Genomic DNA, 24542 nt, shown 5'->3' with positions numbered 1-24542 from the left:
CTTTCTGTGTCTTAACTGATCAGGGATCAATCAAAGCGATTAGTCGAGGTTACGCTCAACTTCTTGACGCTCAAAGATCTCGATAACGTCATCAGCGCGGATATCTTCGTAGTTCTCAAAGGCCATGCCGCATTCCTGACCAGACTGCACTTCGGCAACCTCGTCCTTGAAACGCTTCAGGGTCTTCAGGGTGCCTTCGTGGATAACCACGTTGTCACGCAGCAGACGCACACCAGCAGACCGGCGGGCAACGCCTTCGGTAACCAGACAGCCGGCGACCTTGCCAACGTTGGAGACCTTAAAGACATCCTTGATCTGCGCGTAACCAATAAAGGTCTCTTTGATCTCGGCGCTGAGCAGTCCAGAAGCGGCCTTTTTCACGTCGTCGACCAGATCGTAGATCACCGAATAATAGCGGATCTCAACGCCTTTTTGGTTGGCAGTGTTCCGCGCCGAGGTATTGGCCCGAACGTTAAAGCCCATGACAGGGGCGCCGGAGGCTTCGGCCAGGGCGATATCTGTCTCGGTGATGGCGCCAACGCCAGAGTGCAGAACCCGTACGCGAACTTCCTCGTTGCCGATCTTGTCCATCGCCTGAACGATGGCTTCGGCAGAGCCCTGCACGTCAGCTTTCACCAGAATGGGCAGCTCAGAGACGGTTTCGTCGTCCTTGGCCTTCTGCATCAACTGTTCCAGGGTTGTCGCAGCACCAGCAGCAGCGCGCTGGTCCTTTGCAGCCTGGGCGCGGTATTCAGCGATCTCACGGGCCTGTGCCTCGGTGTCGGTCACGTTCAACACGTCACCCGCTTCGGGTGTCCCATTGAGACCCAGAACCTCGACAGGAACCGAAGGACCGGCTTCCTGCACCCGCTCACCCTTGTCGTTGATCAGAGCACGGACCTTACCGTATTGCTCACCCACAACAAAGATATCACCCTGGCGCAGAGTACCGTTCTGAACCAGAACAGTGGCGACGGGGCCGCGGCCCACATCCAGCTGAGCCTCGATCACGGCACCCTGGGCGGCACGATCGGGGTTGGCTTTCAGTTCCAGAATTTCGGACTGCAGCGCGATGGCTTCCAGCAGTTGATCCAGGCCCTGTCCCGTATGGGCAGACACCTCAACGTCCTGAACATCACCGGACATGGCTTCAACGATGACTTCGTGCTGCAACAAGTCTGTGCGCACCTTCATCGGATCCGCAGCGGGCTTATCACATTTGTTGATCGCAACAATCATCGGCACTTCGGCTGCCTTGGCATGCGCAATAGCTTCGATGGTTTGCGGCATCACCGCGTCATCTGCAGCCACAACCAGAACCACGATATCCGTAACCTGCGCACCGCGCGACCGCATCGAGGTAAAGGCAGCGTGACCCGGCGTATCAAGGAAGCTCAGCACGGTGCCGCTTTCGGTGGTGACCTGATAGGCACCGATGTGCTGGGTGATGCCACCGGCCTCACCGGCCACAACGCGGGCGTTGCGGATGGCGTCTAGGATCGAGGTTTTACCGTGGTCAACGTGACCCATGATGGTGATCACAGGAGGACGCGACTTCAGATCTTCTTCTTTATCTTTCACTTCGTTGATCACATCTTCGACGTCAGACGCCGAAACGCGGACAACCTTGTGGCCGAATTCTTCGATGATCAATTCCGCTGTATCGGCGTCGATGGTCTGGTTCTGTGTGACCATCATACCCATCTGCATCAGCGATTTCACAACCGCACCAACACGTTCTGACATCCGGTTTGCCAGCTCAGAAACCAGGATCGCCTCGGGCAGCTGCACTTCGCGCAGAACCTTTTCGCGCTCGACCGTGCCACCCATGGCTTTTTGACGGGCGCGCTCTTGCTTACGCTTCATCGAGGCCATGGACCGGTGACGGTTGCCCGCACCCCCTGTGGCCTGACCCAGTGTCAGCTTGCCGGAACGACGGTTGTCGTCGCCAGTGCGCGCCTTGGCGCTGCGTCCACGCTCTTCACGTTCACGATCAGATTTGCGCGGTGTCTGCGCAGGCGCTGGCTTTGAGGCAGGGTTGTTGCGTGGCGCGGCGGCGCCAGCCCCAGCCGCAGGGGCTGCGGTCTTGGCTGCGGGCTCGGCAGAGCGTTTTGCAGCTTCTGCGGCCTCGCGCTTTTTGCGCTCTTCTTCTTCGGCCTTTTGACGGGCCTTTTCTTCCGCTTCGCGCTGTTCGCGTTCCTTGGCCTCAGCCTCGGCACGGCGACGGGCGCGTTCTTCTTCGCGGGCTTTTTCTTCCGCTTCGCGCTTGGCCGCGTCTTCAACTTCGCGGGCCTTTGCAGCCTGCAACGCCTTCAGGCGGCGGCTCATCTCTGCATCGGTAATCCCGGCAGGCCGACGCGAACCGTCGGTTGCAGGCGCGGCATTGCCGCCCTTGTTGCCACCCGGCTTGGGCACCACAACGCGTTTGCGTTTGGTTTCCACCACGACATTCTTGGTCCGCCCGTGGCTAAAGCTCTGTTTTACATTCCCAGGCCGGGAACCGCCGCCACGCAGACCCAAGGTCTTTTTGCCGTCACTATCGCTCATAAAGCTCTTTATCCTTCTGTGCGGCCGCTGCCGCCCACCATTTCACGCAAACCCTGCAACCGTTGCGCCTCGTCTACAACACGTTTGCTGAGTCCACCAGAGGCGAGCGCCGCATGTATCATAGTTTGACGCCCAAATGCCATCCCCAGCTCATCCGCAGTGAGACATCCAATGAAACTTCCCCGATGCGGGGTACTCAATTTCGATTTGCCGCGCCCTGATCCATCACTTGCCTGAATCAGAACTGTGGCATGCTCTTTACCTAGCCAATCCTTGACTTTTTCATATCCACCAACAGCCTGGCCAGATTTACGCGCCAGGCTCAGCAGATCAACCAACCGGCGTAGCGTCTGGCGCTCCACCTCATCTGCCAGACTATCCGGCAGCGTCACCGGAGCCTTGAATCCACGAGCAAAGAGTTTCTTCTTTACCGCCAAATCCAGTGCTTCGCGACTGGCTGTCACATAAACCCCACGTCCCGGCAGCTTGCCAAAGACATCGGGCACCACCTGAGACTCAGGCCCCATCACAAACCGAATCAGACCCTGCTTTGGCTGAGTCTCACCGGTCGCAATACATTTGCGTTCCGGACCATCGTCGTGATTTTTACTGGCGCCTGCGCGACCCATGCTGTCTCTCTCCTATCCGGAAACCCGAGGCTTACGCCTCGGCTTCCTCTTCGTCACCTTCGACGAGTTCTTCCGCACCATCCTCGGCACTGATCAGATCATCAGGATCCACCCAGCCCAGCATGACACGCGCGGTCATAACCAGGTCCTGTGCCTCTTCCAGGCTCATGCCAAAGGGCTCCAGAATGCCGTCATCCTTGATTCGCTCACCGTTGTCGTTGGTCCAGCCACCGGCAAGTTCCCAATCGGCACAGGTGGCAAAATCTTCCAGCGTCTTGATGTCATCCTTGGCCAGGGCTTCGATCATGACCGGGGTCAGGCCATCAAACTGGATCAGGCTGTCCTCGGCGCCCAGCGCGCGGGCCGCATCAATTGCTGCTTTTGCCTTGGCTTCCAAGTAGTCGCGGGCACGGGCCTGCAATTCCTCGGCAGTGCCTTCGTCAACACCGTCAATAACCGTCAGCTCGTCGAGCTCAACATAGGCAACTTCTTCCAGGTTGGTGAACCCTTCGGAAACCAGCAGCTGAGCAAAGAATTCGTCCAGATCCAGCGTTTCCATGAACAGGCCGGTGCGCGCTTCGAATTCTTTCTGGCGGCGGGCCGATTCTTCTTCTTCGGTCATGATGTCGATATCAAGCCCGGTCAGCTGCGAAGCCAGACGCACGTTCTGACCCCGGCGACCGATCGCCAGGCTCAGCTGCTCTTCGGGCACCACAACTTCGATTTTGCCGGCTTCTTCGTCCAGAACAACCTTGGAGACCTCGGCAGGCTGCAGCGCGTTCACCAGGAAGGTGGGCTGATCATCATTCCATGGAATGATGTCGATCTTCTCACCCTGCAGTTCGTTGACAACAGCCTGAACCCGGCTGCCGCGCATACCCACACAGGCACCAACCGGATCAATCGAACCATCGTTGGAGATCACAGCGATTTTTGCGCGCGAACCGGGATCCCGGGCTACAGCTTTGATCTGGATAATGCCGTCATAGATTTCCGGTACTTCCATCTTGAACAATTCGGCCATGAATTCTGGCGCGGTCCGGCTCAGGAAGATCTGCGGGCCACGGGGCTCGCGGCGCACGTCCTTGATGTAGCAGCGGATACGGTCATTGGGGCGATAGCTCTCGCGGCCAATTTTCTCGTTGCGACGCAGGATGCCTTCGCCCGCGCCCACATCGACGATGACATTGCCGTATTCTTCGCGTTTGACCAGCGCATTGATAATGGTGCCGGCGCGATCCTGGAATTCTTCGAACTGGCGGTCCCGCTCTGCTTCGCGCACCCGCTGCAGAATAACCTGCTTGGCCGATTGCGCCGCGATGCGGCCCATTTCCACTGGGGGAACTTCTTCGACGAAGGTATCCCCGACTTTGGGATCTTCCATATACTGTTTGGCCTGCTCGACGGTGAATTCAGCCTGGTAGTTTTCCAGCGCCTCATCCTCAACAACCGAGCGCACACGGGTAAAGGTCGCCTTGCCGGTCTTGCGGTCGATCGACACGCGGATATCCATCTCGCTGCCGTAGCGGCTCTTGGCGGCACGGGCGAGGCTCTCTTCCATCGCGTCAACCACCAGACCGGGGTCGATCATCTTTTCGCGTGCCACAGCTTCGGCAGTTTGCAACAGCTCTAGCTGGTTTGCAGAGGTGATAGCCATTACTTGTTCTCCTCTTCGGACCCTTCGGCCTCGATCTCGTCGAATGCGTCTTCGTTTAATGTGCCGGCAGCTTTGCGCTGACGCAGCATTTCCGTGATCAGATCATCAGTCAGAACCAGTTTGGCATCCGAGAGCCAATCAAATTTCAGACCAATGGTAACAGTCTTGCCCTGATCTTCGATGTTGATCAGGACCTCATCCCCTTCGGTGCCCGCCAGCTCACCCTTAAAGCGGCGGCGCCCACCAACCAGCTCGTCGGTTTCCAGCTTGGCCTCGTAGCCTTCAAACATATCAAAGTCTTTCAGCCGGGTCAGCGGCCGATCGATGCCAGGGCTGGAGACCTCCAGCGTATAGGTATCAAGGATCGGATCCTCAACATCCAGTGTGGCGCTCACCGCGCTGGAAACGATAGCACAGTCATCCACCTCGATGCCGCCTTCAGGCTTGTCAGCCATGATTTGCAGCGTCGTGGTTTTGCCGGACATCAGGCGAATGCGCACCAGCTCATAGCCGAGATCCTCGATCACAGGGACAAGGATTTCGGCCAGGCGGCGGTCAATCGCGGCTTTGGCAATCAGGTCGTTGGTCATTAAGCTTCCCACAATCGGGTTGGCCACAATCAGGTTGGGCGGTGGATTCAGCATCCCGAAGGACACAAAAAAACGGGCGCGCGGCCCGTTGAACTAATCCGGAGGTGTCTTGAACCAGAGCTCAACACGCCGCTGTTGAAAAGCCATATACGCCCCTTGTTACGAATCTGCAAGCCTTCTGTTGCCAAGGCCAGGGTTGCAGCGGGTCGGCCCAAAACCCGGCCTCTGTCAGCGGCCCTGCCAAGCGCAACGGCAGCTCAGGTCACAGCCGCCACCAGCGTTCGGCAATACGGCCATCGTCCAGGGCGGATTGCTGCCCCACCACGCGGGGAATGCCCACATCTGATCGGGTCGCCAGGGCCATGTCCTCAGCCGAAGGGTGATAAAGAAAGCCACCGCGTTTCAACAATTCGGCTGGCTGCGGCAGGGCTGCCACATCGACAAAGCCATCGCGCAAAGCCTCAGCCCGGACAGCGGCATCGGGAATGACAATCACCTCCAGGCTATCAACCCAACCGGCCTGACCGTCCTTGTAGTGCCCCGCCACCTTGGTGGCGCGAAAGTGCCGCCCGTCCTGGGCGCGTTCAACCTGGTAACAGCCGCTGCCCACCAATTGTGCCAGGGGCACATCGACCGCCCCCTGTGGCGCGATCACATGGTCCGGGCCTGCCAACAGATAGGGCAGATGCGGATTGGGCTGGGCCAGTTGAATTTCAACCCGGTACAGATCCAGCGCGGTCACCGACATCTGGTCAACCATCTGGTCAGCCCCCGCGACAGAACGCCCCTGCAGCGAAGCCACAACATCTGCAGCCTGCAGCGGCGTGCCATCGTGAAACGACACATCCTGGCGCAGATCAAACCGCCAGATCTGTGCGGCGTCACGGCTTTCCCAGGCGGAGGCCAGTTCCGCCCGCAGCAGCCCATCCGGGGCAATCTCGGTCAGACAATCCAGCACCGCCCCACGGGCCACCAGATCCAGCAGGCCGCTTTCCCGTGGCAAGGCCAGACGTAGTGCGCCGCCTGCCCGCGGCGAAGCCGCAAGCGAGGTGCCAGTAGCCGCCAGCAAAGCGGCAGCGGCACCAGAGGTAAAAAGGGCGCGGCGGTCGATACGGGTCAAGGCAGCAGTTCCTCGGCAATGCGGTCCATGGCCAGCACCAGCTCTGCGCTGATTCCCGGCTCTGACAAAGCATGCCCTGCATTGCGCACCATGATCAATTCCGCATTTGGCCACAGCTCATTCAGTTTCCAGGCCGACACAGGCGGGCAGATCATATCATAGCGCCCCTGCACAATGGTGCCCGGAATATGCGAGATCCGGCCCATATTGGCCAGAATTTGCCCATCAAAATCGAGAAAACCGCGATGGGTGAAATAATGATTCTCCAGTCGGGCAAAGGCACGGGCATAGTCGCCGGGGCCCTCAATCGAGGTGCCGTTGGAATGGATCGACGCCAGCGCATTTTCCCAGGCCGACCAGCTGCGGCCAAGCCGGACCTCTTCGCTGCGGTTGCCTGAAAACAGCCGTTTGTTATAGGCCGCGATCAAATCGCCGCGCTCAGCCTCGGGGATAGGGGCGACAAATTTAGCCCAGGGCTCCGGCCAAAACCGCCCAGCGCCGCCACCGTAAAACCAGTCCAGCTCGGCAGCGGTCATCAAAAACACCCCGCGCAGTATGATCTGCATCACCCGTTCCGGGTGGGTTTGTGCATAGATCAGCGACAAGGTGGCACCCCAGCTGCCGCCAAAGACCAGCCAGGTTTCAATCTGCAGCTGCCTGCGGATCTCCTCCATGTCGGAAACCAAATGCCAGGTGGTGTTATCCTCGCAGGAGGCATGGGGCTGCGACCGTCCACAGCCGCGCTGATCGAACAGGATAATCCGGTAGACCATGGGATCAAAATAGCGCCGCATCGCTGGGCTGCTGCCACCACCTGGGCCGCCATGGCAGACCACCACCGGGATCCCCCGCGGGTTCCCCGATTGCTCCACATACACTTTGTGGCCCTGTCCTACCTCCAGCATCCGCTGGTCAAAAGTATCAACCGGAGGATAAAGATAATGCACTGCGCGCTTTTGATCCGAGAATTTGTCCATTACTGACCTAGATGACATCATAGCGTACAAAAGAACATACGGAGACAGGAATGCAAGCGCCTCAATCCACGGTCGACCCGGCAGAAATCGCAAAGTTTGAGGCGATGGCAGCCGAATGGTGGGATCCCAATGGCAAATTCAAGCCTCTTCATATGCTGAACCCCTGCCGTCTGGACTATATCACCAGCCAGATTGCCGGAGAATTTGACCGCGATCTGACTCAGCCAGAACCGTTCAAAGGGCTGCGCCTGCTGGATATTGGCTGCGGCGGCGGCCTGCTGTGTGAACCCATGGCGCGTCTTGGCGCCGAGGTCACCGGCGCCGATGCGGCAGCGGGCAATCTGCCGGTGGCGCGACTGCATGCGGAACAGACCGGCCTCACCATCGACTATCGCCATACCACCGCCGAAGACATGGCCGCCGCAGGGGAACAGTTTGATGTGGTTTTGAACATGGAGGTGGTCGAGCATGTGGCAGACCCCCTGAGCTATCTCACCGCCACCCGTCAGCTGCTGAAACCCGGCGGGTTGGAGATCTGTTCAACCATCAACCGCAATCCCAAAAGCTATGCCATGGCCATTTTTGGCGCTGAGGTGGTGATGCGTTGGCTGCCGCGTGGCACCCATGAATGGCATAAATTCATCACCCCGGACGAGCTGGTGGAGCTGCTGCAAAAGGCCGGGCTGACACCGGTAGACCGCAAGGGATTTGTGTTTAATCCGATAAGCTGGAAATGGTCGATCTCGGACCGGGACCTGTCGGTCAACTATGTTACCGCCAGCATTAAAGAGCGCTAAGGCGCAGAACCCCTCCCCTGGGACACCTTGATGATGTGACCCACCTATCCTTTTGGATAGGTGGGTCGTAATCTTTTGCCACCTTTGGAAATCGGCTCAAAACAAATAAGGTAATTATGACTTACCTTTTAGGGCTTGTTCTTTTATGGCCCGTTTCAAAGTCCGTGTCGCAGCGCTCAGTCTGGCCAGCATATGGCCACCAGACCGAAGCGCCCAGTTGAACCCATATGCCAAAGCGCATTATTGCTTTGGTTCTGCCACCACTCACATCTCGACAGTGGGTTCAGTTGGACACAAAGGGATGCCTGCCCCAAACTGACATAGTTTGGCACTGGCATCCCTTTTTCAATTTGCAGTCCAAATTGTCGGAAAAGAATTAGGCTGTGGATTCCAGTTTTGCCCGCAGCTCACGCAGAATTGGCAGCGTCGCGCGGACACGGTCGCCACCAAGATCATTCACCACCTCGGAAATCAGCGGCACAATGCTGGCCAGGGCTGCGTCACGGGCCTGGCGACCCGCCGGGCTGATCGCTACCATCTTACGCCGGGCATCGTCCCAATCCGGGCGGATATGGATATAGCCCGCCACTTCCAGCTTGTTCAGCGTATTGGTCATGGCGCCGCGCGTGACGTGAAAGGCCTTGGCCAATTGCGCCGGAGAGCGTTCGACCCCGGTGCGAGTCAGGTGGTTGAGAACAGAGAAATGCGACAGTTCCATTCCCTTGGGTAAGGCTTTGCTAAGACGCGAACGCGCCAGCTGGTCCGCCATCAAGATCTCGCTAAACAGCGAGACCGCCAGGGAATGGGATTCTTCCATCAGGGTCCGTTAAACTCTCGATCATGGGTCAGCGCAGGGACACGCCTGCGTGCTTCTGCCACTTTTCCCATATCAAGATCAACGTAACTTATCCCCGCAGCCCTGCCCGCGTCCGACAGAATTTCACCCCAGGGGGCAACCACTAAGGAATGACCGTAGGTTTTTCGCACCGCGCCCCTGCTGGTTTTATGGGTCCCCGTCTGCGCAGCGGCCAGCACGTAACACCCTGTCTCAATCGCGCGGGCCTGCAACAATGCGTGCCAATGGGCCGCACCTGTAACCGGCGAAAAGGCCGCCGGGGCGATTAGAATTTCAGCTCCTGCCTGGGCCAGGGCCCGGTGCAGATGCGCAAAGCGCAGATCATAACAGATGGTCAGCCCCAAAGTACCAAAGGGGGTCTTGGCCACAACAGCGCGGTTGCCTGGCCGGTAGCCATCGGATTCCCGAAAGGTCTCTTCCGGGGTGACCTCGACATCAAACATATGGATCTTGTCATAGCGCGCGGTGATCTCCCCCTGTGGGGAAATCAAAAACTGCCGATTGGCAAAGCGTCCATCGCCGTCATGGGTTTTGACCCCAAATGAGCCCAGCGACAGCCAGATGTTATGGTCAGCGGCACTGGCACACAGGGCAGCAAGCGTCGGGTCGTCTTCTTCAAGACACAGAACCTCTTGCTGATGCGCCCGGCTTAGGGAAACGCAATTGCTCACCTCTGGGGTGAGAACAAACCCGGCGCCGTTTTCAACCGCCTCAGCGATCAGACGCTGAAGCAGGTCAAGGTTTTCACTGGGAGAGTCGCTCGATGTGATCTGCAACAAGGCGGCGCGCATCAGGGGCCCCTTCCGGTACTATTATCTGGGGTTCAGGCGGCGAGCAGTGGATCCAGCTTGCCCGCTTGCTCCAGCGCATAGAGCTCATCACAGCCGCCCACATGGGTATCGCCAATAAAGATCTGCGGCACGGTATAGCCGCCATTGGCGCGCTGGATCATCTCCTGCTTACGGCTCGGGTTGGTCAACACGTTGACCTCAGAAAATTCCACGCCTTTCTGGTTCAGCAGGCGTTTGGCCGCGTGGCAAAAACCACAAAGTGGCGAGGTGTAGATTTCGACCGATTTCATGCGGGTCTCCATTTGTCAGGTTGTCTTGGTTCTGAGCCATATGGGCCCGCATTGCAATCATTGCCAGTCACAGCACGCCCGGATCACGCCCGTGTGACCCGCGCCAGCACCGCAACCCGCACATCTGCCGCCCCGGCAGCACGGCAGGCATCGGCGCAGGCCGTCAGGGTGGCGCCCGAGGTCATCACATCATCCACCAGTAAAACCACCCGCCCCTGCATCAGGGTCTGGTGACGGGGATGCGCCACAATGGCCTGACTTAATGCCGAAAACCGCTGCGCCCGGGTTTTGCCCTCCAGGCTGGGGGTCACTTTTACCCGCTTTAACATATCCGGCCAGTGGTCCAGCCGCGCCTGGCGCGACAGGTGTTCAGCCAAAAGGGCAGACTGATTATACCGCCGTTTCAACAGCCGCGACCAATGCAGCGGCACCGGACACACCAAAGGATTGTCACGCAGCAGCGGCGCCGCGGCCCGTTCGATCCAGCTCGCGGCCGGCGCCGCAAGATCGGTGCGATCGCCATGTTTCAAGGCCATAACCAGATTGCGCGCCTTATCCTTATACAGCATCGCCGCCCGGCCCTGGCTCCAGGGGCGCGCCATCGACATACATTCATCGCAGTCCAGACGGTGCCCGTCCTCATCACCCGGCAATGGCACACCGCAGCCTTCGCAGACCGTGCCACTGATGAAGTGAGCCTCCCCCCAACAGGTGCCACACAGGCCAAAGTCCTGCTCAACCAATTCATCACAGCCCAGACATTTTGGGGGATAAACAAGCGAAACAGCGGTTTGAAACTGCGCGCGCAACATCTAAATAGCCCCCATGACGCAAGCACCCAAATCACAGCCAGAGCTGTTTGACCGCCAAGCATTGGCAATCCATCGCGCCCGCCACCAGCCTGAGGCATTGTTCCTTCACGAGCTGGCACGGGATGAGGTTGAAGATCGCTTAACATTGGTTAACAGGACCTTTACGAAACCTGCGATTGTTTCACCTTTTGCTAATATTTGGCGAAATAGCTTCCCAGAGGCCCGGATTGTGCCCGATGAGGAGGTGCTGGACCTTACTCCTGGAGCCCATGATCTGGTGATTCACGCGATGGGCCTGCATTGGGCCAATGATCCGGTTGGGCAGCTGATTCAATGTCGGCGTGCCCTTGCCGAGGATGGGTTACTGCTGGCTGTGATGCTGGGCGGGCGCACCCTAAACGAGCTGCGTAGCGCCCTGACCGAGGCTGAAACCCGTGTGACCGGCGGGCTGTCGCCGCGTATTGCCCCCATGGGGGAGGTTCGCGATCTCGGCGGCCTGCTGCAACGGGCCGGATTTTCCCTGCCGGTTGCAGATGTCGTTCCCCTGACAGCGCAATACCGTGACAGTCTGCACCTGATGCAAGAGCTGCGCGCCATGGGTGAGGCCAATGCCTTGAACCAGCGCCTGAAACACCCCAGCCCCCGCGCTCTGTTTGCCGAGACCGAGGCGATCTACCGGGAGCATTTCGCCCTGGACAACGGCAAGCTGCCCGCCACATTCGAGCTGGTCTGCCTTACCGGCTGGTCGCCGTCTGAGACCCAGCAGAAACCCCTGCGCCCCGGCTCTGCCAAGATGCGCCTGTCAGAGGCGCTGAAAGTGCCAGAGACAAAATTGCCCAAATAGGCCCGCAACCGCGCCAATAAGAAAAACAAATCACTGCGCCAATATGATCCAATTGGCCTTTGGCACCGTAACGTCATAGATTATGGCCAAGTGTGACCCACGCCATGGTTTCCACAAGCAACGCTTTGCCGCAAATACAGGACCACCGCCCCTATGTTGGATTCTTCCGCTCCCGCCACCTGCCCCGCCCACGCGCCAGCAGATCATCCAAAGATCAAAGGCGAAAAGGTCGGCATCCTGCTGGCAAACCTCGGCACTCCGGATGATTACAGCTATTGGCCGATGCGCCGCTATCTGGGCGAATTCCTGTCGGACAAGCGTGTGATCGACTACCCATCTTGGAAATGGCAGCCGCTGCTGCAATTGATCATCCTGACCAAACGGCCATTTTCCTCGGGCGCGGCTTATAAATCGATCTGGAATCACGACAAGGGCGAAAGCCCGCTGATGACTATCACCAAAGACCAGACAGCCAAGATGGCTGAGGTGATGTCCCAGCGGTATGGCGATCAGGTCATGGTCGATTACTGCATGCGCTATGGCAACCCGTCAACGAAATCCAAAGTCCGCGCCATGGTTGAGGCCGGCTGCCAAAAGATCCTGTTTGTGCCGCTCTACCCGCAATATGCCGGCGCCACATCCGGCACCGCCAATGACCAGTTCTTTCGCGCCCTGATGGAGGAAACATGGCAACCGGCTGCGCGCACGATTCAACCCTATTTTGACCAACCCTCCTATATCGAAGCCCTGGCCCGCTCGGTGGAAGAGGCCTATGGTAAGGCCGACAAACGTCCCGACATTCTGGTGGTCTCCTACCATGGCATGCCAAAACGCTATCTGATGCAGGGGGATCCCTACCACTGTCAGTGTCAGAAAACCACGCGACTGCTGCGCGAGCGGCTCGGATGGGACGACACGCAGATCACCACCACGTTTCAATCGGTCTTTGGCCCAGAGGAATGGCTGAAACCCTACACCGTTGATCACGTCGCCACCCTGGCCAAAGAAGGCAAGAAAAACATCGCGGTAATGGCCCCGGCCTTTTCCGCCGACTGCATCGAGACCCTGGAAGAAATCAACGAAGAGATCAAAGAGAGCTTTGAAGAGGCCGGCGGCGAGGACTTCCTCTATATCCCCTGCCTCAACGATGATGACGACCATATCGCGGCGCTTGCCGGCGTCATCGAGAATAATCTCAAAGGTTGGCTGGACTAATCTCCCCTCCCTGGTCCAAATAGGATCCAATATTGGACTGCCAGTTTTCGGCAGACGGGGAGACGATTATAATGAACCTACAGCACTGGGCTGATGCCCTGAATTCCCATTGGGGCATCACCGCAGATCTGCGCCGCTTGGACGGCGAATATGATCTCAACTTCATGGCTACAGACACAGAGGGCACCGGCTATATCCTCAAGGCTATGCGCCCCGGCTGCGAGGCCTCGCTGGTCGAGATGCAGGTGCAGGCCTTTCAACATATCGCCACCCGCAGCCCGGATCTGCCCTGCCCACGGGTTATCCCTGCCGCTGACGGTGCTGCCATGTTGTCGCTGCCGGACGCAGAGGGCGCTGCGCGGTTGTGCTGGGTGCTCGAATGCCTGCCCGGCAAATGCTACGCCAATACCGCCCCCAAAACCCTGTCGCTGATCCATGAGGTCGGCGCGGTGCTGGGCGGCGCAGGCAAGGCTCTGGCCGATTTCCAGCACCCCGGATTGCAACGCGATTTCAAATGGGACCTGATGCGCGCCGGCTGGGTAGGCTCTGAAATCGACTCCATTGCGGAGCCCGCCAGACAGAGCCTTATTCGGGAAATCGACACTGAGTTTGCCAAGTTAGAGCCTGTTTTGGCAACCCTCCCCAAGCAGGCCATCCACAATGATGCCAATGATTACAACATCATGGTCACGGGAGAGCTGACCGAACCACGCCAGGTTTCGGGCCTGATTGATCTGGGTGATATATGCGCCGCGCCGCGTGTCTGTGACCTGGCGATTGCCGCCGCCTATATCGTACTGGATCACGCAGATCCCGAGGCGGCGCTGGCCGCATTGGTGGCAGGCTATCACAGCGCCTATCCGCTGACCCCGCAGGAGGTTGATCTGGTCTATCCGTTGCTGCGGATGCGACTGGCAGTCAGCGTGGTGAATTCGACCCTGATGGCGGCGGAAAACCCCGATGACCCCTATGTGACCATTTCCCAGGCCCCGGCCTGGCGCTTTCTCGAAGGGGTGGGCATCCACCCCGGATTGCTGTCGGCGCGGCTGCGGGCCGCCTGCGACATGCCAGTCGTGGATGGTGCCGATCGTGTCATGCAATGGATCGAGTCTGAGCGCGGCAATTTTGCCAACCTCATGGGCGAAGACCTGTCTGATGCCCCCATGGGCTCGCTCTCGGTGGAAAACTCCACCTGGCCGCAGAACCCATTCCACATGCCCCTGGCAGAGGCCGCGCGGGTTGGGGAAGAATTCGAAGATGGCGGCAAGATCTGGCTGGGGTATTACCACGAGCCACGGCTGATCTATGCCGAACCCGCCTTTCGAAAAGGGCCCTACAAGGCCAGCAACCGGCGCACCGTACATCTGGCAGTGGACGCCTTTGCCCCGGCTGGCACGCCTATGTTTGCGCCCCTGGCCGGCGAGGTCTTTGTGGTGGAAAACCGCACCGGGCATCTTGATTATGGCGGGGTGATCATCCTGCGCCATGTGACCCCGGCGGGAGATCCGTTTTACACGCTTTACGGCCATCTCAACCCCGAATGCTGCTCCCGGCTCAAGGTTGGCGACCAAATCGAGCAAGGCGCCGCGTTCTGCCGCCTGGGCGATGCCAGCATGAATGGCGGCTGGGCGCCACATGTGCATTTCCAGCTGGCGCTGACCACCCAAGGGATCGAGGCCGACTGGCCCGGCGTTGGTGACCCGGACGAGATGTATCTGTGGCGGGCCGTCTGCCCCAATCCGGGGGCGCTGCTGAACCTGCCAGATGACAAGTGTCGCTATGAGCCCACCAGCAAGGAGGCGATCCAACAGGGTCGCAAGGATCATTTTGGCGGCAATCTCAGCCTCACCTATGCTGATCCGGTGATGCTGGTGCGCGGCTGGAAACACCATCTTTTTGATGAATGGGGGCGCCCCTACCTGGACGCCTATAACAACGTGCCCCACGTCGGCCACGCCCATCCCCGCATTCAGGCCATAGCGGCGGACCAGCTGAAACGGATGAACTCCAACACCCGCTACCTGCACCCGGCGCAAACCGCCTTTGCCGATAAGATCCTGTCCAAGCTTCCGGACCATTTGGAGGTGTGCTTTTTTGTCAATTCCGGCAGTGAAGCCAACGAGCTGGCTCTGCGGCTGGCCCGCGCCCATACTGGTGCCAAAGGCATGGTGACGCCAGATCACGGCTATCACGGCAACACCACCGGGGCGGTTGACGTCTCTGCCTATAAATTCAACTCCAAGGGCGGCATTGGCAAATCTGATTGGGTCGAGCTTGTCGAAGTTGCGGATGACTATCGTGGCAGCTATCGCCGCGATGATCCTAACCGGGCGCAGAAGTTTGCCGATCTGGTAGATCCCGCCATTGCCGCGTTGCAACAGCGCGGCCAGGGGATTGCCGGTTTCATCGCTGAGACCTTTCCCTCGGTTGGGGGCCAGATCATCCCGCCCAAGGGCTACCTGCCAGCGGTCTATGACAAGATCCGCGCCGCGGGGGGCATTTGTATCGCTGATGAGGTTCAGACCGGATTGGGCCGTCTGGGAGAGTATTATTTTGGCTTTGAACACCAGGGCGCCAGCCCTGATATCGTGGTCATGGGCAAACCCATTGGCAATGGCCATCCCATTGGCGTGCTGGTCACCACCCGCGCCATCGCCGACAGCTTTGCCAAGGGGCCTGAGTTCTTTTCGACCTTTGGCGGCTCAACACTGTCCTGTCGCATGGGCAAAGAGGTTCTGGACATCGTGGATGACGAAGCCCTGCAGCAGAACGCCCGCATGATGGGCGCAGAACTGATCACGGGCCTCACGGCATTGCAAGACAAACACGCCAGCATTGGTGATGTGCGCGGCATGGGGCTGTTTCTGGGGGTAGAGCTGATCACAGAGGATGGGTCTGAGGCGACGCAGATCTGTTCCTATGTGAAAAACCGCATGCGGGACCATCGTATTCTGATCGGCAGCGAAGGGCCAAAGGACAACATCCTCAAGATCCGCCCGCCTTTGACCATTGATAGTGAAGGGGTCGAGATGATTCTGGCCGCTTTGGACAGCATTTTGTCCGAGGTCGCGCAGTCCTAGAAACCGGACTTGGGGCTGTTTCCGTGCTGCTCAGCACGGGCAGCCTCAGCGCTCCCAGACAGCAAGCGCCCAATAAAAAAGGCGGTGATAAATCACCGCCTTTTTAAAGTCGTATGCACAGCAATTAGCTGCTTGCAACAGCAGCGCCAACCAGGACGAGCAGCAGCAGTGGCAGCAGGATGCCGCTGGAAGAGCTGGTTGCAGCTTCTTCGATTACTACGGGCTCAACGATTGGCTCAGCCAGGTTGCCAGCAGAAGCGGTGGATGCAGCGGCGGTCAGTGCGGCTGCGAGTACAAGTTTGTTCATGTTAACCTCCAGAATTAGCGCAGACCCAAAAATGGCCTACGCACCCAAGACTTACCTCGTGATTTTTTCTAACCAGCAAAGCCCCAAGATTGCAATTGCTTGTTGGTGTTTTCCAGCTTTCGAAACGCTGCATGTCGTCAAATAAGCAACACTTGCGTACCCACTTTCGCCATCTCAAACAGCTCGGCGATATGCTCGTTATAGAGCCCGATACAGCCATTGGAAGATCTGCGGCCAATCTTGCGCGTATCGTGGGTTCCGTGGATTCGATAGTACTTCCAACCCAGATATAAAGCATGTGTTCCCAATGGGTTATCAGGACCGGGCGGAATGTAGGCGGGCCACTCCGGATTGCGCTTACGCATATTCGGTGTCGGCGCCCAGCCGGGCCCGTCTACTTTACGGGTGATTGACGTTCGCCCCCGACGGGTCAGATCGTTCGACAGCGGGACAGATGAGGGGAAAAGTCTGTAGTTATTCCCATCTTCAGACCAGTAGTGCAGAGCGCGGCTGTCGATATCCACAAGAATCGCTCCCTTGCGCAGATGATCAAAGTACGGCTGCCAGCGTTTTGCCCGAAAAGCAGAGATATTTCGCTTTACCGGCGGTTCTGGTTCGGGCGGCGGGCGCAAGGGGTCAAAGGCTTGTTCTTCCTCAGGTTCTGGCGCCACTTGGGACAAGGCAGGCGAGGCTATCATGGCTGCAGTTCCAGCAAGGAACTGCCGACGGGAACCGCCATTGAAAAAGGATCGTGTCATCTGAAATTTCCTGCTCATTATAATCCAGGCTGCCCACCATAGTATGGCCTGAAAGCCGCAGTCGCAAATCAAACCATGAAATATCCGGGCAGATTGGTGCAGGCCTGTTTGCGCAGCGACTGCTTGATAGGCTAAGTGCTTGGACGAATGATAGAGCGAGACTTGTGATGAAGCGTGTATTTTTATTTCTGATGGCCGCCACACTGGCGCTGGCAGCGGCCTGCACGCCGACGACTGAAAACGGAAGCGGCGGCAAGGCTTACCGCATCCGAAACGCCGACAAGGTTCAGCTGCGGATGCTGGATTCGGTCAATGCGCTACGCCAGGCTGCGGCCGCACCAGCGATACAGCTTAACGCGCAGCTCAATGCTGCTGCTGCAACCCATTCGCGTGACATGTCTGTGCAAAACCGACCCTGGCACTTTGGCTCCGATGGGTCCTCCCCATTGGACCGGGTTGCGCGGACTGGATATACTGGCTCAGTTCTGGGTGAAAACATCTCTGAAACCTATGAAAATGAGCTTCAGACGCTCACCGCCTGGATGGAAGAGGCAAGCACCCGCGCGGTCATTTTGGACCCCAAGGCAACCCAAATGGGCTTTTCCTGGTTCCAGGAACCCAATGGCAAGATCTGGTGGACTCTGGTGACGGCCAACTAGGCCAGGGATCACCACAACAGAACAGCAAAAAGGGGCCGCCAGGGCCCCTTCTTTTTTGGATGAATAGCGCGGAACTATGCCCGCAACGCGATAGGTGTGCCGTCTCGGACCATGGCATAGATTTCTTCGATTTCTTGGTTGCGCACTGCGATACAGCCTGCTGTCCAGTCAGACACCCGCGCGGCACGCTTGCGCTCTTTTTCGCTGTTGGGCTCACCGTGAATAAAGATCTCACCACCGGGGCGTTTGCCCAGTGACTGAGCATAGGCGCGATCGGCAGCGTTGGGATAAGAGATACCAAGGGACAGATGGAACGCGCTGTTGGGGTTGCGCCGGTCGATGCGATACAGTCCTTCGGGGGTTTTGCCATCGCCTTCGACTTGCTTGTGACCAAGCGGCGCAAAGCCGAGGTCCATCTTATATTCCCGCAGGATGCCTTCGCCGTTCAACAAATAGACCTTGCGGGCGCCCTTGTTGACCACAACGCTGGTCACCTTTGGCCCGTGATAGGTCTTGAAACGGCTCACGTAATTGCTTCTGCCGCAGCCCGCCACTGCCAGGCTGGCAACTGCACTTAATCCAAATGCGCGTCTGTCCATGTGTTTTTCCTGTACCGCCTGCTCGTCTTTTTAGCGCCATACTCCGAATCGGCAAAATATCAAAATCACAACTTGCTGTCTGGTTGCTCGCTGGGCACGGTTTCAGCGGATTTCACCGCCGCAAGCTGCCCCTCGATTGCCTTCAGGCGTTCCAGGACTTCGTCACGGTAGGCATCTGTCCGCTCCCCTTCTTCGGCTGAGTGCGCATCCTGCATCGAGTTCACAATCAGACCAACCAGCAGGTTCACCACCGCAAATGTTGTCACCATGATAAAGGGCACAAAGAACGCCCAGGCATGGGGATAGACCTCCATCACCGGCCGCACGATCCCCATGGACCAGCTTTCCAGCGTCATGATCTGAAACAGCGAATATCCCGATTGCCCCAAGGTGCCGAACCACTGCGGAAAGCTGGCGCCAAATAGTTTGGTCGCCATCACCGAGCCAATGTAGAAGATGATCGCCATCAGCAGAAAGACCGAGCCCATGCCCGGCAGCGCGGTGACAAACCCCTCAACCACCCGGCGCAGGCTGGGGGCGACAGAAATCACCCGCAACACCCGCAGGATTCGCAGGGCGCGCAGCACTGAAAACCCCTGTGCACCTGGAATCAGGGCAACACCAACAATCACAAAATCAAACAGGCTCCAGCCGCTCAGGAAAAATTTGAAGCGCCGCACGATCAGCTTGAGCAGGATTTCGACGATAAAGACACCCAGGCAAATCTTGTCGATCAGATGGATCAGCTCACCGGCCCGCGCCATCGCCACTTGCGAGGTTTCCAACCCCAGAGTCACCGCATTGACCATGATCACCGCCATAATGAAGCGGGTAAACCGGGTGTCTTCCAAAAGTCCGTTCAGGCGATCAATCACAGTCATCAGAATCTATCCGGCTCTGCTCATCAGGGGAAAATTGCATCAGTCATCCAGCGTAAAGCTGGCAACAACTTCGGTATGGGCTGACCATCTGAACTGGTCAACAACCTGCACCCAGTTGAGCTTATAGCCGGCTGCCACCAGGATCTTGGCATCACGGGCAAAGGTCACCGGGTTGCAGGAAACATAGGCGATCACCGGTATCCGCGATTCGGCCAACTGCGCCACCTGGGCCTCGGCCCCGGCGCGGGGCGGGTCAATCACTGCCGCCTCAAAAAAGGCGCCAAAGGGTTTCAGGTCTTCGGGCAGCAGCGGATTGCGGAACAGATCCCGCACCTCGGCGGTGAGCTTTTTCAGCCCCTTGCCCTGACGCCAGCCCAAATTCAGCGCCTCGATCATCGCGGGCTCGCTTTCCAGCGCCAAAACTTCGGCATGGGCTGCGAGGGGCAGCGAAAAGGTGCCGCAGCCCGCAAAGAAATCAACGATGCGCTTGGCGCCTTTGGTGATCTCCAGAACGCCAGCCAGCAACGCGGCTTCGCCGTCACGGGTCGCCTGCAGAAAGGAGCCCGGCGGCGGACAAACCCGCGCGGTGCCAAAGGCTTGCAAGGGCGGTTGTTCCATCGCCACCTGCTCATCCTCCCAAGTCAGACGCGCAACCCCGTGTTGCCCCGCCAGTTCAGCAAGCGCGCTGCGCAGGGTGCTGTCCAATGGTTTGCCATCCCGCACCAATACGTCCAGCCCGGTTTCAGAAGTGGTGAGCGTCACAGAAAGCGGTGTCTTGCGGCTGGCGCCAGTCATCGCCAGGGCCTCGGCCAGGGGGATGGCAGCGATCAAATCCGGGTCCAGCAACTGGCAATCCGGGATCGGCGTGATCACCCCAGAGGCCCGCCCGTGAAACCCGGCCATGGCCCCCTTTTTGGTGCGCCGTACCGCCAGAGTAGCGCGGCGTCGCGTCTGCGCGGGCGAGGTATGGATGGGGCGCAATGTTGTCTCCACCCCCTGGGCCGCCAGTGCTTTTTCCACAATTCCCAGCTTCCAATCGGCAACAAACCCATCGCTGGCGTGCTGCAGCTGGCAGCCACCGCAGGATTTGTAGTGGCGGCAGGGCGCCTGAATACGGTGCTCGGACGGGGTCTCGATACGGATATCGGTCAATTGTGACCCCTCTTGCACGCCGCTCACCTGCTCGTCTGGCAGGGTGCGGGGGGCAAAAAGCGGGCCATGGGCGACTCCGTCACCTTGGTGGCCGAGTCGAAGGATGGTTGCTGTGGTTCTGGCTACATCTGTCATTCAGGCTAGATAGCGACTGCGGCCTAATGAAAAAAGGACAAAACCCGACAAACGCAGAGAAAGCCGGGTTTTATGCGTGCAGGCCGCGGTTTTGGCAAAATCACTCGGCGGCGGCGCTGTCCTCGGCATCGGTGCAGATAAACCCACCCGACTGGCGCGCCCAAAACTGGGCATAGAGCCCGCCCAAATCCAGCAATTCCCTATGGCTGCCAATCTCGGCAATCTGCCCCTGCTCCATCACGATGATCCGGTCCATTTCGCTCAGCGTAGACAGGCGATGCGCAATAGCCAGCACCGTCTTGCCCTGCATCACCCGTTCCAATGCGGCCTGGATCAGCGCCTCGACCTCGGAATCCAGCGCAGAGGTGGCCTCATCCATGATCAGAATCGGAGCGTCCTTCAGAATCGCCCGCGCCAGAGCAATCCGCTGCCGCTGCCCGCCTGACAGTTTGACCCCCCGTTCGCCAAGAAAGGCATCATAACCCTGACGTCCCTGCCCGTCTTCGAGATCGAGAATAAACTCATGTGCCTCAGCCTGTTTTGCCGCTGCGATCAGTTCTGCCTCGCTGGCATCGGGCCGACCATACAGGATGTTATCCCGCGCCGAACGATTGAACATCGCGGTTTCCTGAGTGACCATGCCAATCTGGCCGCGCAGGGAATCCTGCGTCACCCCGGCAATATCCTGCCCGTCGATCAGAATCTTGCCACCTTCCCCGTCATAGAGCCGCAACAGCAGCGACACGAGGGTAGACTTCCCCGCCCCCGAGGCGCCAACAATGCCCAGTTTTTCACCCGGTTTGATCGCGAGCGAGATATTGCGGATGCCGCCCATATCGCGGCCATAGGCAAAGGCAACATCATCAAAGCTGATCGCCCCTTCGCTGACCAGCAACGGCTTTGCAGTTTCGATATCTTCGACCCGATCAGGGCGGGATAGGGTCTTCATGCCGTTTTCGATCTCCCCCACATTCGAGTAGATCGCCATCAGGGTGAAACTGACCCAGCCGGTCATCTGGGCGATACGGATCGAGACAGCTCCGGCGGCGACAATATCGCCCTCGCTGGCCATACCGTTGCGCCACAACAGCAGGGTCGCGCCGATCAAAAGCACCGGCAAAAGCCCCGCAAGGGTCATCAGGCAAAACCGGAAACTGGCGGCTAGATAGCCAAAGTCCAGTGCGGTATCGCGGAATTTCGCCATCGCATCCTGGGCGCTGCGTTCCTCATGGGTGGCATGGGCGAACAGCTTTACCGTCTTGATGTTGGTGATGCTGTCCACCACCTGCCCGGACACCATCGCCCGCGCCCCTGCGCGTTTGCCCGACCGTTGGCGCACCCGCGGCAGGAACCAGCGGATCAGGGCAAAATACCCCACCAGCCAGACCAAAAACAACAGGGTGATGCGGCTATCAATCGCCCCAAGCAGCGCCAGCGAGCCCAGCAATGAAGCCAGGGCAAAGGCCACCACATTGATCATCTCGGTCGCAACCGAGGTCACCGCCGAGGCCGTTTGCATCTGCTTTTGCGCAATACGTCCCGCAAAATCATCGTCAAAGAACCGCACCGACTGGCCCAACGTCCAGCGGTTAAGCCGCGACAACACCAGCGGGTTCACATTCGGCTGTACAATGATGGCATTAGACGCCGCAGAAAGCCCAAAAAGCACTGGCCGCACCAGCATGAAAAAGCCCAGCGCCCCCAGGATCACCAGGATATTGCCACTGGTGAAAAACGCATCCGGCCCGCTGGCCAGGGCGGTGTCGATCACCAGCCCAAGGAAAAAAGCGGTCCCCGCCTCCATGGCGCCGGCAACGGCCGAAATCGCCGCCGCCAGAAAAAGCATCGGCCAGGCTCCGGCCAGCACCCAGCGCAGGAACCCCCCCAGTTGTTGTGGCGGTGGTCCCTTGGCCGGTTGGAAGGCGTCGATCAGATTGCCTAGTTTCATTCAGCTGCCTCGATATTCAAAAATCCGCCGGACTGACGCGCCCAGAACTGGGCATAAAGCCCTTGAGCCTGCAACAGCTCCTCGTGGCAACCTTGCTCTGCGATCTTCCCGTCATCCAGTACCAGAATGCGGTCCATCTGTGCGATGGTGGACAGCCGATGTGCAATGGCAATCACCGTCTTGCCCTCCATCATCCCATAAAGAGTCTCCTGAATGGCGGCTTCGACCTCGGAATCCAGCGCCGAGGTGGCCTCATCCAGCAGCAGTATTGGCGCATTCTTCAGGATCACCCGCGCCAGAGTGATCCGTTGACGCTGGCCACCAGAAAGCTTGACGCCGCGCTCGCCCACATGGGCCTCATAGCCACGCCGCCCCTGCGGGTCCTCCAGATCCAGAATAAACTCATGTGCCTGCGCCTGTTTGGCTGCTGACAGGATCTGCTCCTCGCTGGCATCCGGTCGCCCATAGAGCAGGTTATCGCGCACCGAGCGATGCAACAGGGCGCTGTCTTGCTGAACCATACCGATATTGCTGCGCAGACTGTCCTGGGTGATGCAGGCGATATCCTGACCATCAATCAGGATCTGCCCTGCATCCGGATCGTAAAACCGCAACAGCAGTTTGACCAAGGTCGATTTGCCAGCCCCCGAGCGCCCCACCAGACCAATTTTTTCACCCGGCTTGATGGTCAGGTTCAACTGATCCAACCCGCCAGCCTCGCGACCATAGTGATGCGACAGATCTTTTAGCACCACCTCGCCCTGGCTCAGACGCAGGGGTACGGCATTGGTGACATCCACCAGATCAATGGGCTGGGCGATTGTCTCCATGCCCTCGGCCACCACACCAAGCTGCCGAAAGAACGAAGTCAGCGCCCACATGATCCAGCCGGTCATGGCGTTCAGCCGCAGGGTCAGCGCCGTTGCAGCCGCCACCACTCCGGCAGAGGCAGACCCGATCATCCACAGATGCAGCGCCCAGCCGACAACCCCAACAATCAGCAACCCGTTCAAGCCCACCAGAACCCCGTCCATCACGGTGAAGATGCGCATTTCCTGCTGAAAGGTCTCGCGGGTCTTTTCAATCGCGTCTTTGGCATAGGAAAGTTCCCGGTCATCATGGGCGAACATCTTGACCGAATGGATATTCGAATAGCTGTCCACCACCCGGCCGGTCACGGTGGACCGCGCATCCGAGGCCGCCTGGCTGGCCGGTCCCACCCGCTGAATCGTCCAGCGCACCAGAACCCCATAAAGCACAAACCAGATCAGCAACGGTAGCATCAGTCGCGGGTCTGCCACCGTCAGCATGATTGCCGCGCCCACCAGATAGGCCAGCGAAAAGGTAATCGCGTCAAAGACCTGAAACACCACCTCGCCCGCTGCAGGCGGCGTTTGCATGATGCGGTTGGCAATCCGGCCGGCAAAATCATTCTCAAACCAGGACACCGACTGGCGCAGCACATGTTTATGGGCCCGCCAACGGATCAAGGTGCCAAAGTTCGGCAAAATGGCGTTGTTGAGCAGCAAGACATCCGCCAGCTGCAGCAACGGGCGCAACACCAGGATGAACAGCGCCACCAGGATGAGCTCGGTGCCATAGCTCTGCCAGACCTGCTCTGGTGGGTTGGACAGCAGATCAACCACCCGCCCCATGTAGTAGATCAGACCAATTTCGATTGCGGCCACCACCACCGACATGCAGGCGGTCAGGATGAACACAGCTTTGAACGGCTGCGAATAGGCCTTCAGAAAGGGCCAAAGCCGGGTCGGCGGTTGATCCGTTTCCGGATAGTCGCAATAGGGGTCGATAAGGTTTTCAAAAAAACGAAACATGACAGTGTGCTCCAGTTACTTGAGCAAATAGGGAATGCAAAAATGCAGACAAGAGGCGTGACC

At 58.6% G+C, this 24542-nt stretch carries 22 protein-coding genes; 5 read left to right on the top strand and 17 right to left on the bottom strand.

Annotated features, from left to right (window positions below; translation table 11 throughout):
• Nucleotides 1-39 precede the first annotated feature (39 nt).
• From infB to pip, 6 genes are all read right to left on the bottom strand, one after another.
• Nucleotides 40-2547 carry a translation initiation factor IF-2 gene (gene infB / locus QZ268_RS06030; protein ID WP_295449569.1) on the bottom strand — a complete coding sequence of 836 codons (2508 nt, stop codon included), beginning with the start codon at nucleotides 2545-2547 and terminating at the stop codon, nucleotides 40-42.
• Between the two features lie 8 nt (nucleotides 2548-2555).
• Nucleotides 2556-3176 carry an RNA-binding protein gene (locus QZ268_RS06025; protein WP_295449566.1) on the bottom strand — a complete coding sequence of 207 codons (621 nt, stop codon included), beginning with the start codon at nucleotides 3174-3176 and terminating at the stop codon, nucleotides 2556-2558.
• Between the two features lie 31 nt (nucleotides 3177-3207).
• On the bottom strand, nucleotides 3208-4833 hold the full coding sequence (nusA, locus tag QZ268_RS06020; RefSeq protein WP_295449563.1) for a transcription termination factor NusA: 1626 nt from the start codon (nucleotides 4831-4833) through the stop codon (nucleotides 3208-3210).
• Complete coding sequence (rimP, locus tag QZ268_RS06015; protein ID WP_295449560.1) at nucleotides 4833-5423, bottom strand: ribosome maturation factor RimP; 591 nt, start codon at nucleotides 5421-5423, stop codon at nucleotides 4833-4835. The genes nusA and rimP overlap by 1 nt, the downstream gene beginning before the upstream one ends.
• 262 nt (nucleotides 5424-5685) lie before the next feature.
• On the bottom strand, nucleotides 5686-6543 hold the full coding sequence (locus QZ268_RS06010; protein WP_295449557.1) for an ABC transporter substrate-binding protein: 858 nt from the start codon (nucleotides 6541-6543) through the stop codon (nucleotides 5686-5688).
• Nucleotides 6540-7520, bottom strand: coding sequence for a prolyl aminopeptidase (gene pip / locus QZ268_RS06005; protein WP_295449554.1), 981 nt, complete (start codon nucleotides 7518-7520; stop codon nucleotides 6540-6542). The genes QZ268_RS06010 and pip overlap by 4 nt, the downstream gene beginning before the upstream one ends.
• 50 nt (nucleotides 7521-7570) lie before the next feature.
• Here pip and ubiG point away from each other — a divergent pair, with 50 nt between their 5' ends.
• On the top strand, nucleotides 7571-8317 hold the full coding sequence (gene ubiG / locus QZ268_RS06000) for a bifunctional 2-polyprenyl-6-hydroxyphenol methylase/3-demethylubiquinol 3-O-methyltransferase UbiG (RefSeq protein WP_295449551.1): 747 nt from the start codon (nucleotides 7571-7573) through the stop codon (nucleotides 8315-8317).
• Between the two features lie 376 nt (nucleotides 8318-8693).
• On the opposite strand, the gene QZ268_RS05995 is transcribed toward ubiG, so the two are convergent.
• From QZ268_RS05995 to QZ268_RS05980, 4 genes are all read right to left on the bottom strand, one after another.
• Nucleotides 8694-9134, bottom strand: a complete 441-nt coding sequence (locus QZ268_RS05995; RefSeq protein ID WP_295449547.1) for a MarR family transcriptional regulator — start codon at nucleotides 9132-9134, stop codon at nucleotides 8694-8696.
• Nucleotides 9134-9964: a carbon-nitrogen hydrolase family protein gene (locus QZ268_RS05990; RefSeq protein ID WP_295449544.1), complete on the bottom strand. Its 831-nt coding sequence runs from the start codon at nucleotides 9962-9964 to the stop codon at nucleotides 9134-9136. Before QZ268_RS05990 ends, QZ268_RS05995 begins: the two co-directional genes overlap by 1 nt.
• Before the next feature lie 32 nt (nucleotides 9965-9996).
• The gene (gene grxC / locus QZ268_RS05985) at nucleotides 9997-10254 is read right to left on the bottom strand and encodes a glutaredoxin 3 (RefSeq protein WP_295449541.1); all 258 of its coding nucleotides are present in this window, start codon (nucleotides 10252-10254) and stop codon (nucleotides 9997-9999) included.
• 83 nt (nucleotides 10255-10337) lie between these two features.
• Nucleotides 10338-11066, bottom strand: a complete 729-nt coding sequence (locus QZ268_RS05980) for a double zinc ribbon domain-containing protein (RefSeq protein WP_295449538.1) — start codon at nucleotides 11064-11066, stop codon at nucleotides 10338-10340.
• Between the two features lie 13 nt (nucleotides 11067-11079).
• Here QZ268_RS05980 and QZ268_RS05975 point away from each other — a divergent pair, with 13 nt between their 5' ends.
• From QZ268_RS05975 to QZ268_RS05965, 3 genes are all read left to right on the top strand, one after another.
• Nucleotides 11080-11910, top strand: coding sequence for an SAM-dependent methyltransferase (locus QZ268_RS05975; protein WP_295449535.1), 831 nt, complete (start codon nucleotides 11080-11082; stop codon nucleotides 11908-11910).
• Nucleotides 11911-12063: 153 nt separating this feature from the next.
• On the top strand, nucleotides 12064-13125 hold the full coding sequence (gene hemH, locus QZ268_RS05970; protein ID WP_295449531.1) for a ferrochelatase: 1062 nt from the start codon (nucleotides 12064-12066) through the stop codon (nucleotides 13123-13125).
• 71 nt (nucleotides 13126-13196) lie between these two features.
• Nucleotides 13197-16205 (top strand): aminotransferase class III-fold pyridoxal phosphate-dependent enzyme, encoded by a 3009-nt coding sequence (locus QZ268_RS05965; RefSeq protein WP_295449528.1) that lies wholly within the window; start codon nucleotides 13197-13199, stop codon nucleotides 16203-16205.
• A 124-nt stretch (nucleotides 16206-16329) separates the two neighbouring features.
• Here QZ268_RS05965 and QZ268_RS05960 read toward each other — a convergent pair whose 3' ends face one another.
• Both QZ268_RS05960 and QZ268_RS05955 read right to left on the bottom strand, forming a co-directional pair.
• Nucleotides 16330-16512: a hypothetical protein gene (locus QZ268_RS05960; RefSeq protein ID WP_009810308.1), complete on the bottom strand. Its 183-nt coding sequence runs from the start codon at nucleotides 16510-16512 to the stop codon at nucleotides 16330-16332.
• 137 nt (nucleotides 16513-16649) lie between these two features.
• Nucleotides 16650-17270 (bottom strand): L,D-transpeptidase family protein, encoded by a 621-nt coding sequence (locus tag QZ268_RS05955; RefSeq protein ID WP_295449520.1) that lies wholly within the window; start codon nucleotides 17268-17270, stop codon nucleotides 16650-16652.
• Nucleotides 17271-17437: 167 nt separating this feature from the next.
• Here QZ268_RS05955 and QZ268_RS05950 point away from each other — a divergent pair, with 167 nt between their 5' ends.
• Nucleotides 17438-17929, top strand: a complete 492-nt coding sequence (locus QZ268_RS05950; RefSeq protein ID WP_295449517.1) for a CAP domain-containing protein — start codon at nucleotides 17438-17440, stop codon at nucleotides 17927-17929.
• 74 nt (nucleotides 17930-18003) lie between these two features.
• Here QZ268_RS05950 and QZ268_RS05945 read toward each other — a convergent pair whose 3' ends face one another.
• The 5 genes from QZ268_RS05945 to QZ268_RS05925 form a co-directional block, all read right to left on the bottom strand.
• Nucleotides 18004-18528 carry a L,D-transpeptidase family protein gene (locus QZ268_RS05945; RefSeq protein WP_295449514.1) on the bottom strand — a complete coding sequence of 175 codons (525 nt, stop codon included), beginning with the start codon at nucleotides 18526-18528 and terminating at the stop codon, nucleotides 18004-18006.
• A 65-nt stretch (nucleotides 18529-18593) separates the two neighbouring features.
• Nucleotides 18594-19409, bottom strand: a complete 816-nt coding sequence (locus tag QZ268_RS05940) for an ion transporter (protein WP_295449511.1) — start codon at nucleotides 19407-19409, stop codon at nucleotides 18594-18596.
• A gap of 39 nt (nucleotides 19410-19448) precedes the next feature.
• Nucleotides 19449-20696: a class I SAM-dependent RNA methyltransferase gene (locus QZ268_RS05935; RefSeq protein WP_295449508.1), complete on the bottom strand. Its 1248-nt coding sequence runs from the start codon at nucleotides 20694-20696 to the stop codon at nucleotides 19449-19451.
• Nucleotides 20697-20796: 100 nt separating this feature from the next.
• Nucleotides 20797-22644 (bottom strand): ABC transporter ATP-binding protein, encoded by a 1848-nt coding sequence (locus tag QZ268_RS05930; RefSeq protein ID WP_295449506.1) that lies wholly within the window; start codon nucleotides 22642-22644, stop codon nucleotides 20797-20799.
• Nucleotides 22641-24479 (bottom strand): ABC transporter ATP-binding protein, encoded by a 1839-nt coding sequence (locus tag QZ268_RS05925; protein WP_295449504.1) that lies wholly within the window; start codon nucleotides 24477-24479, stop codon nucleotides 22641-22643. The genes QZ268_RS05930 and QZ268_RS05925 overlap by 4 nt, the downstream gene beginning before the upstream one ends.
• Between the last annotated feature and the right edge of the window lie 63 nt (nucleotides 24480-24542).

This window comes from uncultured Pseudophaeobacter sp. (assembly GCA_905479575.1).
GTDB lineage: Bacteria > Pseudomonadota > Alphaproteobacteria > Rhodobacterales > Rhodobacteraceae > Pseudophaeobacter.
Note: the sequence above shows the minus strand (reverse complement) of the source record. Positions and strands in the feature narration are given on the sequence as shown.

Excerpts from the sequence above, each read along its gene's own strand:
- QZ268_RS05990 (WP_295449544.1), bottom strand. The coding sequence starts at position 9,964 with ATGCGCGCCGCCTTGTTGCAGATCACATCGAGCGACTCTCCCAGTGAA.
- QZ268_RS05950 (WP_295449517.1), top strand. The coding sequence starts at position 17,438 with ATGAAGCGTGTATTTTTATTTCTGATGGCCGCCACACTGGCGCTGGCA.
- hemH (WP_295449531.1), top strand. The coding sequence starts at position 12,064 with ATGTTGGATTCTTCCGCTCCCGCCACCTGCCCCGCCCACGCGCCAGCA.
- QZ268_RS05965 (WP_295449528.1), top strand. The coding sequence starts at position 13,197 with ATGAACCTACAGCACTGGGCTGATGCCCTGAATTCCCATTGGGGCATC.
- rimP (WP_295449560.1), bottom strand. The coding sequence starts at position 5,423 with ATGACCAACGACCTGATTGCCAAAGCCGCGATTGACCGCCGCCTGGCC.
- QZ268_RS05940 (WP_295449511.1), bottom strand. The coding sequence starts at position 19,409 with ATGACTGTGATTGATCGCCTGAACGGACTTTTGGAAGACACCCGGTTT.
- QZ268_RS05925 (WP_295449504.1), bottom strand. The coding sequence starts at position 24,479 with ATGTTTCGTTTTTTTGAAAACCTTATCGACCCCTATTGCGACTATCCG.
- QZ268_RS05960 (WP_009810308.1), bottom strand. The coding sequence starts at position 16,512 with ATGAACAAACTTGTACTCGCAGCCGCACTGACCGCCGCTGCATCCACC.
- QZ268_RS05945 (WP_295449514.1), bottom strand. The coding sequence starts at position 18,528 with ATGGACAGACGCGCATTTGGATTAAGTGCAGTTGCCAGCCTGGCAGTG.
- QZ268_RS05975 (WP_295449535.1), top strand. The coding sequence starts at position 11,080 with ATGACGCAAGCACCCAAATCACAGCCAGAGCTGTTTGACCGCCAAGCA.
- ubiG (WP_295449551.1), top strand. The coding sequence starts at position 7,571 with ATGCAAGCGCCTCAATCCACGGTCGACCCGGCAGAAATCGCAAAGTTT.
- QZ268_RS06025 (WP_295449566.1), bottom strand. The coding sequence starts at position 3,176 with ATGGGTCGCGCAGGCGCCAGTAAAAATCACGACGATGGTCCGGAACGC.
- QZ268_RS05995 (WP_295449547.1), bottom strand. The coding sequence starts at position 9,134 with ATGGAAGAATCCCATTCCCTGGCGGTCTCGCTGTTTAGCGAGATCTTG.
- grxC (WP_295449541.1), bottom strand. The coding sequence starts at position 10,254 with ATGAAATCGGTCGAAATCTACACCTCGCCACTTTGTGGTTTTTGCCAC.
- QZ268_RS05955 (WP_295449520.1), bottom strand. The coding sequence starts at position 17,270 with ATGACACGATCCTTTTTCAATGGCGGTTCCCGTCGGCAGTTCCTTGCT.
- infB (WP_295449569.1), bottom strand. The coding sequence starts at position 2,547 with ATGAGCGATAGTGACGGCAAAAAGACCTTGGGTCTGCGTGGCGGCGGT.
- QZ268_RS05930 (WP_295449506.1), bottom strand. The coding sequence starts at position 22,644 with ATGAAACTAGGCAATCTGATCGACGCCTTCCAACCGGCCAAGGGACCA.
- QZ268_RS05980 (WP_295449538.1), bottom strand. The coding sequence starts at position 11,066 with ATGTTGCGCGCGCAGTTTCAAACCGCTGTTTCGCTTGTTTATCCCCCA.
- pip (WP_295449554.1), bottom strand. The coding sequence starts at position 7,520 with ATGGACAAATTCTCGGATCAAAAGCGCGCAGTGCATTATCTTTATCCT.
- QZ268_RS05935 (WP_295449508.1), bottom strand. The coding sequence starts at position 20,696 with ATGACAGATGTAGCCAGAACCACAGCAACCATCCTTCGACTCGGCCAC.
- nusA (WP_295449563.1), bottom strand. The coding sequence starts at position 4,833 with ATGGCTATCACCTCTGCAAACCAGCTAGAGCTGTTGCAAACTGCCGAA.